Annotated in this window: 15 protein-coding genes; 6 read left to right on the plus strand and 9 right to left on the minus strand. The window is 73.9% G+C overall.

The window, feature by feature from the left end:
• Nucleotides 1–38 precede the first annotated feature (38 nt).
• The 3 genes from IO33_RS0135385 to IO33_RS0135395 form a co-directional block, all read right to left on the minus strand.
• The gene (locus IO33_RS0135385) at nucleotides 39–995 is read right to left on the minus strand and encodes an endonuclease/exonuclease/phosphatase family protein (protein ID WP_031172758.1); all 957 of its coding nucleotides are present in this window, start codon (nucleotides 993–995) and stop codon (nucleotides 39–41) included.
• 483 nt (nucleotides 996–1478) lie between these two features.
• The gene (locus tag IO33_RS0135390) at nucleotides 1479–2414 is read right to left on the minus strand and encodes a hypothetical protein (protein WP_051927143.1); all 936 of its coding nucleotides are present in this window, start codon (nucleotides 2412–2414) and stop codon (nucleotides 1479–1481) included.
• Between the two features lie 351 nt (nucleotides 2415–2765).
• Nucleotides 2766–3248, minus strand: coding sequence for a hypothetical protein (locus tag IO33_RS0135395; protein WP_031172762.1), 483 nt, complete (start codon nucleotides 3246–3248; stop codon nucleotides 2766–2768).
• A 165-nt stretch (nucleotides 3249–3413) separates the two neighbouring features.
• On the opposite strand from IO33_RS0135395, the gene IO33_RS0135400 reads away from it, so the two are divergent.
• Nucleotides 3414–4568 (plus strand): PP2C family protein-serine/threonine phosphatase, encoded by a 1155-nt coding sequence (locus IO33_RS0135400; RefSeq protein ID WP_051927148.1) that lies wholly within the window; start codon nucleotides 3414–3416, stop codon nucleotides 4566–4568.
• 81 nt (nucleotides 4569–4649) lie between these two features.
• A complete protein-coding gene (locus tag IO33_RS0135405) occupies nucleotides 4650–5813 on the plus strand; it encodes a hypothetical protein (protein WP_031172766.1) in 1164 nt (387 codons plus the stop codon).
• Nucleotides 5814–5815: 2 nt separating this feature from the next.
• Here the strand turns inward: IO33_RS0135405 and IO33_RS0135410 are convergent, their stop codons facing one another.
• Together IO33_RS0135410 and IO33_RS49740 are read right to left on the minus strand one after the other, a co-directional pair.
• Complete coding sequence (locus IO33_RS0135410; RefSeq protein WP_031172768.1) at nucleotides 5816–7057, minus strand: amidohydrolase; 1242 nt, start codon at nucleotides 7055–7057, stop codon at nucleotides 5816–5818.
• A 98-nt stretch (nucleotides 7058–7155) separates the two neighbouring features.
• Nucleotides 7156–7338: a hypothetical protein gene (locus IO33_RS49740; RefSeq protein ID WP_107069460.1), complete on the minus strand. Its 183-nt coding sequence runs from the start codon at nucleotides 7336–7338 to the stop codon at nucleotides 7156–7158.
• 110 nt (nucleotides 7339–7448) lie between these two features.
• Between IO33_RS49740 and IO33_RS0135420 the strand changes: the two genes are divergently transcribed.
• Nucleotides 7449–8792, plus strand: coding sequence for a helix-turn-helix domain-containing protein (locus IO33_RS0135420; protein ID WP_031172770.1), 1344 nt, complete (start codon nucleotides 7449–7451; stop codon nucleotides 8790–8792).
• Between the two features lie 57 nt (nucleotides 8793–8849).
• Here the strand turns inward: IO33_RS0135420 and IO33_RS0135425 are convergent, their stop codons facing one another.
• Nucleotides 8850–9632, minus strand: a complete 783-nt coding sequence (locus tag IO33_RS0135425; RefSeq protein WP_031172772.1) for a hypothetical protein — start codon at nucleotides 9630–9632, stop codon at nucleotides 8850–8852.
• A 372-nt stretch (nucleotides 9633–10004) separates the two neighbouring features.
• Here IO33_RS0135425 and thrS point away from each other — a divergent pair, with 372 nt between their 5' ends.
• Both thrS and IO33_RS0135435 read left to right on the plus strand, forming a co-directional pair.
• Entirely contained in the window at nucleotides 10005–11240 is a 1236-nt protein-coding gene (thrS, locus tag IO33_RS0135430) for a threonine--tRNA ligase (protein WP_037686780.1), read from the plus strand.
• A 93-nt stretch (nucleotides 11241–11333) separates the two neighbouring features.
• The gene (locus IO33_RS0135435) at nucleotides 11334–12299 is read left to right on the plus strand and encodes a nucleoside hydrolase (RefSeq protein WP_031172775.1); all 966 of its coding nucleotides are present in this window, start codon (nucleotides 11334–11336) and stop codon (nucleotides 12297–12299) included.
• A gap of 152 nt (nucleotides 12300–12451) precedes the next feature.
• Here IO33_RS0135435 and IO33_RS0135445 read toward each other — a convergent pair whose 3' ends face one another.
• Complete coding sequence (locus tag IO33_RS0135445) at nucleotides 12452–13168, minus strand: DUF4142 domain-containing protein (protein WP_390987609.1); 717 nt, start codon at nucleotides 13166–13168, stop codon at nucleotides 12452–12454.
• Between the two features lie 278 nt (nucleotides 13169–13446).
• Between IO33_RS0135445 and IO33_RS0135450 the strand changes: the two genes are divergently transcribed.
• Nucleotides 13447–14133 (plus strand): DUF6445 family protein, encoded by a 687-nt coding sequence (locus IO33_RS0135450; RefSeq protein WP_031172780.1) that lies wholly within the window; start codon nucleotides 13447–13449, stop codon nucleotides 14131–14133.
• A gap of 73 nt (nucleotides 14134–14206) precedes the next feature.
• On the opposite strand, the gene IO33_RS0135455 is transcribed toward IO33_RS0135450, so the two are convergent.
• Entirely contained in the window at nucleotides 14207–14551 is a 345-nt protein-coding gene (locus tag IO33_RS0135455) for a hypothetical protein (protein WP_031172781.1), read from the minus strand.
• The coding region (locus tag IO33_RS0135460) for a cytochrome c oxidase subunit I (protein ID WP_209438971.1) at nucleotides 14548–15658 on the minus strand (1111 nt) is incomplete at its 5' end. The genes IO33_RS0135460 and IO33_RS0135455, both read right to left, overlap by 4 nt.

Raw genomic sequence — 15658 nt, forward strand, 5'->3', positions numbered from 1 at the left:
GCCGCCATTATCACCGGCCCGCCGCCCTCCCTCCGGCGTCATCCGCGCTGGTGGAGGGTGAGATCCACGACGAGGGCGCGGTGGTCGGTGCCGGCCACGCGCAGGAAGCGGGCGTCGGTCGTGGTGAAGTCCGGGGAGAGCAGGACGTGGTCGATCTGGGCGCCGATGACGGAGGCGGTGCGCGCGGGCCAGCTGGCGATGCGGTCGTCTCCGGCGAGGCGTGCGGCGTCGGACAGGCCGGTGTCGAGGATGCGGCGCAGGGCCGCGTGGTCCTCGGTGGCGTTGAAGTCGCCGGCGAGGATGGTGGGCGTGCGGGTGTCGGCGGCCGCGAAGGCGCGCAGCCTGCCGAGCTCGCGGTGCCACAGGCCGACCTGCTGGGGCAGCGGGGGCATGGGGTGGGCGAGTTGGAGGCGTACGGCGTGGCCGTGTACGTCGGCGACGGCGCCGGGCATGCCCATCGTGCCGCGCACGCCCGCGGTGGGCCGCAGCGGGAAGCGGCTGAGGATGAGGGAGCCGTGCGAACCGGCCGCGCGGACCGCCTGCCGGTACGGGTAGGCGGTCCCGAAGCCGCCCTCCAGCGCGGCCCGGCAGGTGTCCTCGCACTCCTCGACGAAGACGACGTCCGGACGCAGGCCGCGGATCCGCGGGACCAGGGCGGGGGCGCCGCGCCCGAACTCCACGTTGGAGGTCAGCACGCGCAGCGCGGCGAGCGGCGGACCGCCGGGCTCGGTGACCTTGCCGTACGGCTCCAGGTACCAGGCGAGCAGACCGAGTACGGCGATCCCGCACACCAGGCCCGGCCACCAGCGGGCGAGCAGCGCGCACAGCAGCGCGAAGCCGGTCGGCACGAGCAGCCAGGGCAGGAAGGCGAGCAGCTGGGGGACGGGGGTGACGCCGTCGGTGTCGGCGGTCCGGCAGCCGACCACCACGCCGACTCCGGCGAGCAGCAGTCCGGCACACCAGGCGCCGAGCCTGCGTCCGGGGCGTCGGTTCACGGGCCGAGCCTACGGGGGGGCCGTCCGCCCGCGCCAGGACATCCGCGGGGCGGGAGGTGGGGCAACTCGACGATTCCGTCCACAGGTTGTGGACACCGGTGCCGCTGCCGGTCCAGGCCCGGTGCCGGTCCCGGTCGCGGTCGCGGTCCCGGTCGCGGGCCGAGGTCGGGGTGGGCCGTCCGCCCGCGCCGGGTTCACCGACGTCGCTGGGGCAACCCGCTGACGGCATCCGCAGGTGGTGGGCAACGGCGCCGGTGTCGGTCCTCGTCCCGTGCCGGTCCTTGCCCCGGTCCCGGTGCCGGTGCCGGTGCCGGTCGTCGTCCCCGTCCCGGTGCCGGTGCCGGTCGTCGTCCCCGTCCCGGTGCCGGTGCCAGTCCTCGTCCCGGTGCCGGTCCTCGCCCCTCGGGGCGCGGGCCGGTCACGGTGTGTCCGTCCGTCCGCGCCGGGTTCACCCGCGTCGTCGCCGGCGGCAACCCGCCGACGTCATCTGCAGGTTGTGGACACCGGCGGTGCCGGTGCCGGTGCGGGTGGGTCCGGTGCGGGAGGGTTCCCGGCCGGGCGGGCCGGCCGTAGCCGGCGGGTCAGCCATGCGGCCAGGGCGACCGTGAGGCCCAGGCCGAGCAGCAGCCAGGAGACCGTGCGCAGGGTGCTGGTGAGGGCGTCGTAGACCGCGCCGACGGCCGGGTGGGACACGCCTTCGGGCAGGTCGGCGAGGGTGAGGCCGCGGCCGACGGCCAGGGCCAGGGCGAGCAGCCCGCCGCCCAGGGCCGTGCCCAGCGCGGTCGCGGCGACGGCGCGACGGCGGCGGACGGCCAGGGCGATGCCGGCGGCAGCGAAGGCGAGGGCCGCCGACGGAAGCCAGAATCCGGCGACTTCGAGCACGTGGAACCCCTTCCGGAGGGAGGCCAGTCGGTCCGCCGGGAGCACGGACACCGCGGTGTGTTCCACCGGGATGCGGGCGGCGAGCGGCACATGGTCCCGGGTCAGCTGACGCTTCACCTGGTCGGTGACGGGGGCGAGGTCGACGGTGACCGGACGTCCGGCCGTGTCGCCGTCGTCGTCGCGCAGGGCGCGCAGGATCGCGTCGTGGGTGACCCGGTTGCCGGTGTCCCAGGCCAGCTGGAAGGCCTCGGTCTGGGTGAAGGAGCGCACCGCGTCGTGCACGAACGGGCGGACGGAGCCGCGTACCGGCCGGACGTCGAGGTGCTGGTCGACCGCGCGCAGGATGTCGTCACCGACCGTGTCCGCGACGGCCTCCCGCACGTCCGGGTCGGTGGCGAGCGGCGCCATCGTGGTGACGTACCGGCCCGTGTCGGTGAGCCCGTACGCCGCCCAGGCCGCCAGCGCGCCGAACGGCACGAGGGCGCAGGACAGGGCGAGCAGTACGGCCGACAGGGCGCTCCTGAGACGTGGGGGCACGCTTCCAGGCAACGGCTCGCAGGGCGCGCACGCGAGCGGGGGGACTGCGTTCGGGCGACGGCCGGGCCGAACGGGTGTCCGCGCTCTCCGGTGGAGGGTTCACCCGAACGGGTGTTTCCTGGGGGGAGAAGGAGGCGATTGATGCGTACCACGACGCTCCTGCGGGGCCGCCACCACGTGTCGGCGGGGCCCCGCAACTGCGGCTGGAGCGGAAGTGGTTTCGCTCCTTCGCGCTCTCCGGCCCGTGGAGCCGGACCGTGACGGGGGTGAGGGAAGAGGGGAACAGGGGAGTGCGCGGGCCCCGGCTCCGATCGGCCGGGGCCCGCGCACTCCCCGTCACGGTCCGCGCGTTCAGCGCACGCGGTGGCCGAACGCGTCCTCGCGCGTGTAGTAGCGGTAGAAGAGCGTGACGAAGGTGCATCCCGCGACGAGCAGCGACATCAGCACGGACCGCCAGACCGAGTGGCCCGTCTGGATGTAGAGGAAACCGAACGCGATGCCGGCGAACGCCGTCCACAGCAGCGCGTGCAGCTCCCGTGGCATCCGCGGGGCCAGCGTCACCAGGGCGATGCACACCACCGCGAACACCAGCGCGCTGATCCACCCGAGCAGCAGGTTCCCGCCGGTGATGGCCCCGCCCTGGCGGGCGTCGGCCGCGACCCAGTAGCCGTAGAGGAGGCCCAGCACGACCGGGACGGCGATGTGGGCGATGCGATGGGTGCGCGCGTCGAAGACGTCGGGCGGGCGGGCGCGCCCCTCGGACGTCCGGGCCCCGATCTCCGGCCTGGTGCCGGCGCGGGGCACACCCCCGGGCGCGGGTGCCGCTTGAGCCATGAGAGGACTCCTCTCTCTGCTTGCCCCCCGCCTTCCAGAGCACACCGGGGGGCAGGGCCTGGCAAGTCGGCCAGGAGAGTGGCGGGTGCCCGGATGCGGCCGGTTCTCTGCCGTGTTTCGCTGGGAGACGCCGAGAAACCGGGAGGGCTGCCCGCCGTGACGGAGATGGAGTACGGGCTGCAGCGCCAGCTGCTGCGCGTACGCGGCCGGAGCGTCGCCTGGGTGTCGCCCCTGCTGCTGTTCGTCGCGATCGTGCTGCTGGACTTCAACACCACGGAGCGGTTCCGGATCATCACCTGGATCGTGCTGGTCCCCGGCACGGCCGCCGCGATCTGCGGGGTGTGGGCGACGGGCGCCTTCGCCGCACTCGCGGTGGTGACGTACGTCGTCGTCGACAGTGCCTGGCCCGGCGAGTACCAGGCCGGCCTCGGCGACTTCGTCCTGGTCGCCCTCGGCGGCCTGCTGGCCACGGTGGCCTGCGCCGTGCGCGTGCGCAAGGAGAAGCAGACGCTGCACATCCAGGACATCGCCGAGACCACCCGGCGTACCGTGCTGCGCCCGCTGCCGCCGCGCTGGGCGGGCCTCGAACACGCCGGGGTGTATCTGGCGGCCGATGTCGACGCCCGGGTCGGCGGCGACTTCTACGACATCCAGCCCGGCCCGCACGGCACCCGCCTCCTCGTCGGCGACGTGCAGGGCAAGGGGCTGGCGGCGGTGGAGACCGCCGCCGCGCTGCTCGGCACCTTCCGCGAGGCCGGCTACCACGAGAAGGAGCTCGCGACCGTCGCCGAACGCCTGGAGATCCGGATGCTGCGGCACCGCTCGCACAGCCGCGCGCTGGGCCGGGACGACGGCGACCGCTTCGCGACCGCCGTGCTGGTCGGCTTCCCCGAGGACGCCCCCGACACCGTCGAGATGGTCAACTTCGGCCACGAGGCCCCGCTCGCCGTCGGACCGCGCGGGGTCCGCGAGCTGCCCAGCGGGGAGGGGCTGCCGCTGGGCCTCGGCGACCTCGTGGACGGCCTGCCGCCCGTGCGCCGGGTGCCGTTGGCCGCCGACGAGACGCTGCTGCTGGTCACGGACGGGGTGACCGAGGCCCGTGACCGGTCGGACGACTTCTATCCGCTGGCCCGGGACATCGCCCGCGCGCTCGCCGCCGACGAGCACGGCGCCGAGCCCCGGCGGCTGGTCCGCCGGATCCGCGACGGGGTGCTGCGGCACGGCGGCGGCCGGCTGGACGACGACACCACGGTGTTCGCCGTGCGGCGGATACGGCAGGCGCAGGGCGAAGACCCCGAACAGGGACGTTTGCGGTCCTGAGGCGCGGGTTCGCGGCCGCAGCGGTTACGGTGCTGGCAGGAGAGCCGATCAGGGCCGACAGGGGCTACAGGGGGAGGACCGATGCCCGGAACCGTGCTGCTGCTCGCGGCCTCGCCGGTGGGCCGGGGGCGCCTGGTGAACGCGGCCGGTGTGCTTCCGGTGCTGGCCGCCGTGGCCCCCGCCGTGCTGTCCGGCGCCGACACCGCCCACGTCGTCGAACTCGCCGACCCGCTGGAGCCGCAGGCCGTGCTGACCCGGCTGCGTGCCGCCGCGGCCGCGCCCGGACCGCTGACCGTGTACATCGCCGGCCAGCTGCAGCTGGACCGCCGGCAGCGGCTGCCGCACCTGGCGCTGGCGCGCACCACCGCGGCCACCCTCCGCTACACCGGGCTGCCGTGGCACTGGGTCCGCGAGGAGCTGCGGTTGCGCTCCGCCGCGGACACGGCTCTCGTGCTGGACCTGCACGCGGACGGCGAGGCCTGGCGGTACGTCGCCGAGCACGGGCTGGACTGCGGGCCCCACAGCACCGTTCACGGACGGGTGGCGGCGGCGGGCGGGCGGCGCGGGCCGGCCGAGCCGGCGTACATGAAGGCGGTGGCGACGCTGTTGCGCAGTGGCCGCCGGCCGCCGCTCGCCACGTTGCACGAGCAGGCGCTGGTGCGGATCGGCGGGGCCGCTGCGGGGCGGGATCTGGTGCTCGCCGTCGCCGGGGGCGCCGCTCCCCGGCCCCCGTCCGCCCACCCGCCCGTCCGCCACGACCGGCCGCGTCCCGACGCGGCCGTCCGCACCGGGCCGCACGCCCACGCCGACACCCGCACCGGCCAGGACCCGCACGCCGCCATCAGCGCGGCCGTGCGGGACGGGCGGCATGTCGATGCCGACGGCTTCGCCGCCCGGCACGAGCAGCTGGCCGTCCGCGCTCATGGCTCCGCCTCCGACGAGGCCCTGCACTGGGCCGAAGTACGGGCCGATCTCGCGATGTTCGCGGGGGATCCGGTGCGCAGCTGCCGGGCCTGGCTGGCTGTCGCCCGGACCCGGTTGGGGGCGGGGCAGACGGGGGACTCGCCTGCCGTGGAGGCGGCCGTGGACCGCGCCCACCACCAGTGGGGCCTGATCACGGACGCGGCGCCGGCCCGCGAACTGGGTTCCGCGCTCGCGGAGTTGAGGCTGCGGGTGCCCGGCCGTCGGAGCGGTGCGCTGGAGAACGTCCGGCAGCACCTGCGCCAGCTCCAGGCGGCCCCGTAGCCTCAGGCCCCCGACAGCATGGCCAGCGCCCCCGAGACGAGGGTGCGGACGCCTGGGGTGATCGTGGGCAGGCCGGGGGCGAAGTGCGGGCTGTGGTTGCTCGGCACGGCCGCGAACTTCTCCGGGAACGTGTCACCGGGGGCCTGCTCCCAGACCTCGGCGGGGGTGGTGGTGACGAACCAGTACGAGTACGGGATCGAGCCGAGCGCCAGCTCCGGGAAGTCCTCGCTGCCCATCGCCGGGCCCGGGTCGAACACCGTGTCCGCGCCGAAGACCTCGCCGTGCACGGCGGCCACGGCGGTGTCGGTGGCCGCGTCGTTCACGGTCACCGGGAAGGTGCTGCCGACGGTCACCTCCGGCTCGCGCGGGCAGCCGGCGGCCAGGCACTCGCCGTGCGCGATGCGCCGGATCGCGGCCAGCATCCGCTGCCGTACCTCCTCGGACTGGCTGCGCAGGTTCAGTGAGATGCGCGCCTCGGAAGGGATGATGTTGTGCCGGGTGCCGGCCTCGATCCGGCCCACGGTCAGCACCGCGGACTCGCCCGCCGCCAGTTCCCGCGACACCACCGTCTGCAGCCGGGTGACCAGGTAGGCGGCCGTCACCACCGGGTCCACGGTCGCCTCCGGGCGCGAGCCGTGCCCGCCCCGGCCGTGCACGACGATGTCGACGTCCGTCGACGCCGACATGATCAGACCGGGTGCGTGCGGGTACAGGCCCGCCGGACCGGGGGCGGCGTGCTGGCCGAGCAGGACGTCCGGCCGGCCGAACCGCTCGTACAGCCCGTCCGCGACCATCCGCGCCGCGCCCTGCCCGGTCTCCTCGGCCGGCTGGCCCACCATCAGCAGCGTGCCCCGCCAGGTGTCGCGTCCGGCGGCCAGCGCGGCGGCGGCCCCGGCGAGCCAGGTGACGTGCAGATCGTGCCCGCAGGCGTGCATCACGCCGTCCGTCCGCGAGGCGTACGGCAGTCCGGTCGCCTCCTGGACCGGCAGCGCGTCCATGTCGGCGCGGAGCAGCACGGTCGGGCCGTCGCCGTTGCGCAGCCGGCCGACGACCCCGGTGCCGCCGACGCCCTCCGTCGTCTCGTACCCGGCCTTCGCCAGCCGGCCGGCCAGGGTGCCGGCGGTGCGGTGCTCGCGCAGGGACAGCTCGGGGTGGCGGTGCAGGTCGCGGTAGAGGTCCTCCAGGTCCGTCACCGGGAGGTCGGAGGTCAGGTCCAGGGCGGTGCGTGCGGCGGTGGAGGTCATGGGGGAAGGCTAGGCACCACCTGTCCGAAACGTAACGGCACATGCGTTCGAGTGAGGGGGTCCGGGTGTGCCGTGGACGAGGGGTGGTCCGTGCGCCGTCAGCGGTGGGAGGTCTGTGTCTGCGGCGCGGCGTGCACGGCCGGACCCTGGGACGCCGCCGCCCGCGCCGGGCAGGCGTTCGCCGCGAGGACGAGTGCCGTCACGGCGACCACCGCCGCGGCGACGCCTCTGGCATACCTCGTGGTGGGCCGTTCGAAGGGTGCGGATGTACGTCCGATCACGGCGACCTCGCAACACGACAGCAGCGTATTAAGCAGGCTTAATTCGCCGTTTAACCTAGGGGTGCCGCCGCCTGACGGCAAGAGCACACAGGGGAGTTGGGGGTCAGAGGATGCAGGACCGGGACGATCCGGCCGTCATCGGGCGGCGTGTACAGCAGCTGCGCACCGAGCGCGGGCTGACCCAGCGGCAGCTGGCGGAGCCCGCCTACACACCCGCCTACATCTCCACCCTGGAGGCGGGCCGGGTGCGGGCCTCCGACGAGGCGCTGCGGCACATCGCCGGCCGGCTCGGCGTGGCCTTCGAGGAGCTGTCCGTCGGCCGGCCCGCCCACCTCGCCACCGACCTCAGGCTGCGGCTCACCGAGGCCCAGCGGGTCCTCGCCGACGGCCGGGCCGAGGAGGCCGCCGTCCAGTACGCGGCGCTGCGCGCGGAGGCGGAGGGCCACGGGCTGGGCCGCGAGCAGGCCACCGCGCTGCTGGGGCTCGGGGAGTGCGCCCTGGAGACGGGGGAGCTGACGCGGGCGCGGGAGTGCTTCGAGCGGGCCGAGGAGCAGCTCGCGGACCAGTGCCTGCCGGTGCGCGTGCCGGCCGTCCGCGGACGCGCGGTCGCGCACTACCTCGCCGGTGAACTCCGCTACGCCGTCTACCTCCTGGAATCCACCCTCGACGAACTGAACCGCGGCGGACTGCACGATCCCGACGCCCTGCTTCTGCTCTACGCCGCTGTCATCGGCCCGTACATGGACATGGGCGCGCACGCCCGCGCCGCCCAGGCCGCCGAGTTCGCCCTCGCGCTCGCGCCGCAGGCCGCCGACCCCGCGCTGATCGCCCGGATGCACCGGTCGGTGGCCCGCACCCTGATCGCCGAGGGCCGGGTCGCCGAGGCCGACGCCTCCCTCGCCAAGGCCGCCGAGCTGTACCGCCAGCTGCGGCTGCGCACCGAGCTGGCCAACTGCCACTGGATGCGCGGCTACGTCTGCGCCCAGAACGGCGAACTGGAGCGCGCCGAGGCCGAGTTGCGGCAGGCGCACACCATGCTCGCGCGCAGCCGGGCCGCCCTCTACCGCAGCCAGGCCGCCGTCGAACTGGCCGACGTGCTGCACCGCCGCGGCAAGTCCGCCGAGGCCGCCGAGCTCCTCCAGGGCGTCCTCGGCGACTTCTCCTCCGAACGCGGCGCGGTGCACGCCGCCGCGGCCCACCGCCTGCTCGGCATCATCGCCGAGGACGCGCGGGACACCGAGGCCGCCGAGGAGCACTACGTCCGCGCGCTCAGCCTCCTGGAGCGCGCGGGCGCCGCCGGCGACCTGGCCGACCTGTGCCGTCTCCTCGGCGACCTGATGCGCCGCACGGGCCGCGTCGAGGCCGCCCTGGACGCCTACCGCACCGGCCTCGGCCACCGCACCGCCCCGGGCACCACCACCCTCGGCCCGGCCCCGGCCCAGCCGCCGCTGTGACCCGTGGCGCGCCGCCGCCCCTCATCCCCGCGCCGGTCCGGGGGAGCAGGGTGGTGCTCAGACCTGTGCGTGGCCCTGTCTGCGGATGTCCGCCAGGCGCAGCGCGCCGACCTGGACGGCGGCCTGGGTCGCGTCGTTCGGTACGTCGCCCAGACCGCCGTTGGTGAGGACGAAGGCGTCCGCGCCGACCCGGACGGCGGCCACCTCCAGCGAGAGCAGGGCCTCCTGCCCGTCCGTGGTCACGGCGTCGATGCTGACGCGCAGCCCCTGGCGCGCGTCCCCGACCTCCGGCAGCGGGGCGTCGGTGACCTGGACGTCCTCCATGACCCCGAGTTCCGTGGTGGCGGTGAACCGCGCGCACTGCGCCGGCATCGACGCGAGCCATGTCAGCGCCGCGTCCACGTCGGAGGGGCGCCGGGCGGCGATCTGGTAGCGCAGCTGGGCGTCGTTGTCGGTGTCGTCCAGGCCGATCGCGACACGGGCGGGGCCGCCGAGGAGTTCGTCGGAGTAGAGGGCGTCCAGCAGCGGCTGGCAGGCGCCGGCCTCGGTGGTCGCCTTCAGCAGCCCGTCACGCCAGGTCGCCGCACCGTCGGTCGCCGTCCAGGGGGCGCCGAGGTCGGTCTGGGTGATGAGTGCGGCCTGGGCCTGCTCGTCGGTGAGCGTGGAACCGTCGGCCCGCGCGGTCGGCTTCGGCGCCGGGGTCTGCCGGTCGATCGTCGGCAGGGGCTGGGGCGCGGTCGCCGGCTGTTTCAGGCCGAGGGCCGCGCAGCCGCCCAGGCCGAGGAGGCCGGCGACGGTGAGCCAGGACCGGAGGCCGCGGGGGCGTATCGCGTCGATCATGGAGATGTCTCCTGGGCTGCGGACCGGTGGGGTGCCTGCTCTCACGGCACCACCGCCCCGCCCGCCCCACCAGCGCTCCCGTCCGTCCGGGTGAGCGGACGGGTGAGCGGAAGGGCGGGGGAACGAGCGGGGAGGGGGCGAGCACGGCTGGGCGGACGGCCGAGCGGACGGTGGAAAACGCCTCGCCCTGCGGCTTCCCGCATTGCTACGGTCGCCCTATGCAGCGCGCCCAGCAGTGCCCGAAGAGCACGACGACGCCGGAGACCGTCCCGGCGCGCTGACACCTGACCAGCATCGAAGCCCCGGGGCGACCGCCCCGGGGCTTCTGGCGTGTCACGGGGCGTTCGTCCCTCCGCATGAGGAGGAGCCCCCATGGACGACCGGCTGCCCGACCACCGCCGTCTCGGCCGCGAACTCGACCTGTTCGACACCGACCCCCTGATGGGTGCCGGCCTGCCGTACTGGCTGCCCGACGGCGCGGTCGTCCGGCACACCCTGGAGGAGTACATCCGTGAGGCCGAGCGCCGCGCCGGGTACCGGCACGTGTACTCGCCCGCGCTCGGCAAACGGGAGCTGTACGAGATCTCCGGGCACTGGGACCACTACAGCGACGACATGTACCCGCCGATGAAGCTGGGCCCCCATGAGTCCGAGGAGGTGGTGCTGCGGCCGAGCCTGTGCCCGCACCACGCCCTGATCTACCGCTCCCGCTCCCACAGCTACCGCGAACTGCCGCTCAGGATCGCCGAGCTGGGCGGCATGCACCGCGCCGAACGCTCCGGCGTCCTCGGCGGCCTGACCCGCGTGCGGGCCATCCAGCTCAACGACGCGCACATCTTCTGCACCCTGGAGCAGTCGGTCCAGGAGGCCCGTGCCGCGCTGGAGCTGATCGCCCGCGCCTATGCCGACCTCGGCATCGAGGCCGTACGCCACCGCCTCTCGCTGCCCGGCGCGGGCGGCAAGTACGTCGCCGATCCCGGGCTGTGGCGCCGGGCCACCGAGCTGCTGCGGGAGGTGCTGGACGCGTCCGGGGTGGCGTACGAGGAGGCGGAGGGCGAGGCCGCCTTCTACGGCCCGAAGATCGACGTGCAGATCGCCGACCCGGCCGGCCGGGAGTCCACCCTGTCCACCGTGCAGATCGACTTCCACCAGCCGGCCCGCTTCGACCTGCACTACATCGGCGCCGACGGCGCGAAGCACCGGCCGGTGATGGTGCACCGCAGCATCATCGGCAGCGTCGAGCGGGCCGTCGCCCACCTCGTCGAGGTGCACGCAGGCGCCTTCCCGGCCTGGCTGGCCCCCCTCCAGCTGGTGGTGCTGCCGGTCGCCGAGGAGCAGGCCGGGCAGGCGGCGGCGGTCGTCCGGCAGGCCCTGGAGCTGGGCCTGCGGGCCGAGCTCGCCGGTCCGGGGCAGGGCACCCTGGGCGCCCGGATCCGCGCGGCCCGCCTGGTGCCGTACCAGGCGGTGATCGGCGCCCGTGAGGCCGCGGACGGGCTGGCCGCCGTACGCCTGCGGGACGGCCGGCGCCCCGGGGAGCTGCCGGTGCCCGAACTGCTGGCCCGGATCGCCGCCCGGGTGGCCGCACGCGGCACCGCGCTGTGGGACTGACCGCGGTGCGGCTGATCGCCGCAGGGACGATGCAGGGCTGACCGCCGGGCGTTGATCTAGGGTTTGAGCGTCGGTACGACGAAGGAGTCCGCTGTGACCGGTCAGCCCATCCCCGTGATCATCGACTGCGACACCGGCGTCGACGACGCCCTGGCCCTGCTGCTCGCCGTACGCCACCCCGGACTGGACCTGCGGGCGGTGACCTGCGTGGCCGGGAACACGGACGTCGACGGCGTGGTCCGCAACACCCTGACCGTGCTGGAGCAGGCGGGCGCCCCGGACATCCCGGTGGGCCGGGGCGCCGAACGCCCGCTGATCGAACCCGCCCGCTCGGCCCGGCATGTGCACGGCTCCGACGGCATGGGCGACCTGGGCCTGCCCGCGCCGACCCGCGCCCCGGCGGACGTCGACGCCGTCACCCTGCTGCGCCGCGAGATCCTGGCCTCCCCGCGCCCGGTCACCCTGATCCCGACCGCGCCGCTGACGAACATCGCCCTGCTGCTGCGCACCCACCCGGAGGTGACCCGCAACATCGAGCGGATCGTCTTCATGGGCGGCGCGGTGGCCGTCGGGAACGCCACGCCCGTCGCCGAGTTCAACGTCTGGCACGACCCGGAGGCGGCGGCGATCCTGCTCACGGCCGGAGTGCCGATCACGATGTACGGCCTCGACGTGTTCATGCAGGTCGTCGTGGACGCCCCGGACGTCCACCGGCTGCGCGCGAGCAGCGACGCCGGCACCCGGCTGGCCGGCGAACTCCTCGCGCACCGGCCGACCACGCAGGGCGAGGCCCCGGAGGCGGAGGAGGCGGGCGGCCTCGGCGACGCGGGCGCGGTGTGCGCCGTCGCCGACCCGGCCGGCCTCACCACCCGCCTGCTGCCGGTCGAGGTGTCCCTGGCGCCCGGCCCGGCCCGGGGCCAGACGATCGTCGACCGCCGGCCCCGCCCGGGCGAGTCCGAGATCCACGAGGGCAAGCGCGAACACGCCCTGGTGGACGTGGCCTTGCAGGTCGACGTGGACCGGTACGTGAAGCTGTACCTGGAGACGGTGGAGCGCTAGTCCGTGGCAGCGGCGGTCGGGGAGGCCGCGCTGGAGGCCGTCCAGCGTTCCTCCAACCGGGCGATGCGCCGGTAAGCCGGCGCCCCCGCCCGCACCACCACGAACAGGGGGACGATGAGCGGGACCACTGCTGAGAGGCGTCCCCGGCCGGCCTAGCCCACGTTCGGGCTCGGGCTCGGGCCCGCGCCGGTGATGCCGTTGATGTCGACGGGGGTGGACGTCGCGTTCGGCGGCGGTGTGAGGACCACCTCCGGCTGGCCGGCGGCCGGGGGCGGCGGGGTCAGGTCGGAGTCGGGCAGCTTCGGCGGGGTCGTCTGCTGGAACAAGGTCTGGTCGAAGTCGACCAGGCCCGTCTTCTCCATCACCGTCATGTGGTCCAGGACCGTGTTGTTGGCCTGGTCGGCGAGGGCGCGCACCAGCGAGTTCTTGGTGGTGGACCGGATCTTCGAGATGGTGTTGAAGATCGCGCCGTGCGTCATCCGCAGGATGTTGGCGAAGTCGCTGTCGAACTTCTTCCCGCTGTCCGCCTTCAGCTGGCTGACGAAGCCCTGCTGCTGGGGACTGGGCAGGTCGGGCAGCGTGATGTTCAGCATCGGTGCGATCTTGCGGCAGGTGGTGTCCAGCGCCGCGTGCCCGTCGACCAGGTGCTTGCTGGCCGTGATGACCCCCGGCGTGGTGCCCTTCTGCAGCCCTATCTGCCCCACCGGGTACTCCCACAGGCCCGCGGCCCGCACCTTCACCACGAAGTCCCGGTCCTGCTCGGTGAGCGGGCCCCACTGGGTGTTGGCGATGACGCGGTCCTGGGCGGTGGTGACCTTGTTCAGGCCGAGCATGCCCGGGTAGGCCAGGGCCACGAGGGTCATGGCCATCGCACCGCCCACGAAGAGAGTTCCCGTCGCGTTCCGCGAAAAGCGCACCGTGCCTCCTGCCCGGTCGTGGATCCCGCCCACGGTGACGGCGCGGGGCGGTTCGGACGCACAGCAGTACGGACGCGGGAGCGATTCGTCTCTGGGGTTCGGGTAAAAATTTCCGAACGCCTCGGTCCTGGGCGGTGATTGCCATGTGTTGGTGCACATGACAAACGATTGGTCAAAGATTGACCCGTCTCCGGGAGAAGGCGGCCGAAACGCGGTCCTAGATTCGCGGCATGCCCCCACAGCCACCTTCCCGTAGGCCCGCGGCCCTCCCCGTCCTGCCCTACCGCAAGCCCACCAAGGGCCGCGACTACTGGGTGCTGGACGACGTCCTGCCCGAGATCGACGCCGTGCGGAAGCGGTGCCTGGCCAAGGACGACTGGGTCGAGGGTTACCCGTACACCTCCGAGACCTGGCCCGGTCTGCGCGCGATGCCCGGACTGGAGCCCGGCGAACTCGCCCGCATCGAAGGCCTGGTGAAGAAGGCCACCGGGGCGAAGGAGCTGTGGGTGCAGCAGACGCCCGGCGGCGGCACCCTGAACCACAACTGCGTCCAGGTGGTCGGCGAGGGCGAGAGCGAGCCCCGCCCGCACACCGACTCCCGCGCGCTGTGCCGGTACGCGGCCGTGCTCTACCTCAACCCGGGCGTCCCCAAGGACTGCGGCACCGCCTTCTACCGTCAGTCGCTGCCCGGCGGCCGGCTCGGCGGCAACATCGTCCAGGCCCCGCACAACAACCTCGTCGAGGCCCTGGGCACCCGGTTCGTGCCGGGCGATCATTTCGAGGAGGACGTCCGCGTCCCGCACAAGTACAACCGTCTGCTCCTCTACAACGCCAACCTCGTGCACAGCGCCACCCGTTACTGCGGCCGGACGCTGGAGGAGAAGCGGATGACGGCGGTCTTCTTCTGGATGGCGTGAGACGGACGACCTCCCGCCGGACAACGGCCGTCGTCCGGACCGGCCGCGGCACCGTGCGGGACGCGGCCTCCCGTCACAGGACCAGCAGCAGCGCCGCCACCGCCGTGCAGCCCGCGCACACCGCCAGCGCCACGCCCACGCAGCGCCGCCGGAGTTCCTGGTAGCGCTGCTCGTACTCGGCGCGCAGCGACGCGCACCGGGCCGCGATCCGTTCCAGGTCCGCCCGGGCCCGCTGCAGGCTGTCGGCGACGTACCGGCGTTCGATCTCCTCGCGCTGCCCCGTCGTCAGCCACTCCAGCGGCCCCGCGAACTCCCGCGCGCGCCGCTCCGCCTCGGCGATCCGGGCCTGCCAGAGCAGGTACCCCTCCACCTCGTTGGCCAGGGCGCCGTCGGAGTCCTGCCGCGGCGTACCGCTCACCCCTCGCCCCGGTCGGTCCGCGCCGGGACCTGGACCTCCTGCTCGCTCATCGCGATGTCGGGGTGGTGCAGGTCGAACGCCGGGGACTCGCTGCGGATCCGGGGCAGGGTGACGAAGTTGTGCCGTGGCGGGGGGCAGGAGGTCGCCCACTCCAGCGAACGGCCGTAGCCCCATGGGTCGTCCCTGCCCACCGGCTCGCCGTACCTGGCCGTCTTCCAGATGTTGTAGAGGAACGGCAGGATCGACAGGCCGAGCAGGAACGAGCCGATCGTGGAGAGGGTGTTCAGGGCGGTGAAGCCGTCGCTGGCCAGATAGTCGGCGTAGCGGCGCGGCATGCCCTCGGCGCCCAGCCAGTGCTGGACCAGGAACGTGGCGTGGAAGCCGATGAACAGCGTCCAGAAGCACAGCTTGCCGAGCCGTTCGTCGAGCATCTTGCCGGTGAACTTGGGCCACCAGAAGTGGAATCCGCAGAACATGGCGAAGACGACCGTGCCGAACACCACGTAGTGGAAGTGGGCCACCACGAAGTACGAGTCGGAGACGTGGAAGTCCATCGGCGGCGAGGCCAGGATGACGCCGGTCAGTCCGCCGAAGAGGAACGTCACCAGGAAGCCCGTGGCCCAGAGCATCGGTGTCTCGAAGGACACGGAACCCTTCCACATGGTGCCGATCCAGTTGAAGAACTTCACCCCGGTCGGGACGGCGATCAGGAAGGTCATGAAGGAGAAGAACGGCAGCAGCACGCCGCCGGTGACGTACATGTGGTGGGCCCACACCGTCGCGGACAGGCCGGCGATCGCGATGGTCGCGGCGACGAGTCCCATGTAGCCGAAGATCGGCTTGCGGGAGAAGACCGGGATGACCTCGGTGACGATGCCGAAGAACGGCAGGGCGATGATGTACACCTCGGGATGGCCGAAGAACCAGAAGAGGTGCTGCCACAGCAGGGCGCCGCCGTTGGCCGCGTCGAAGACATGGGCGCCGAATTTACGGTCCGCCTCCAGGGCCAACAGCGCGGCCGCGAGGACCGGGAAGGCGAGCAGGACCAGCACGGCGGTCAGCAGCACGTTCCACACGAAGATCGGCATGCGGAACATGGTCATGCCC

This window comes from Streptomyces durhamensis, assembly GCF_000725475.1.
Lineage (GTDB): Bacteria > Actinomycetota > Actinomycetes > Streptomycetales > Streptomycetaceae > Streptomyces > Streptomyces filipinensis.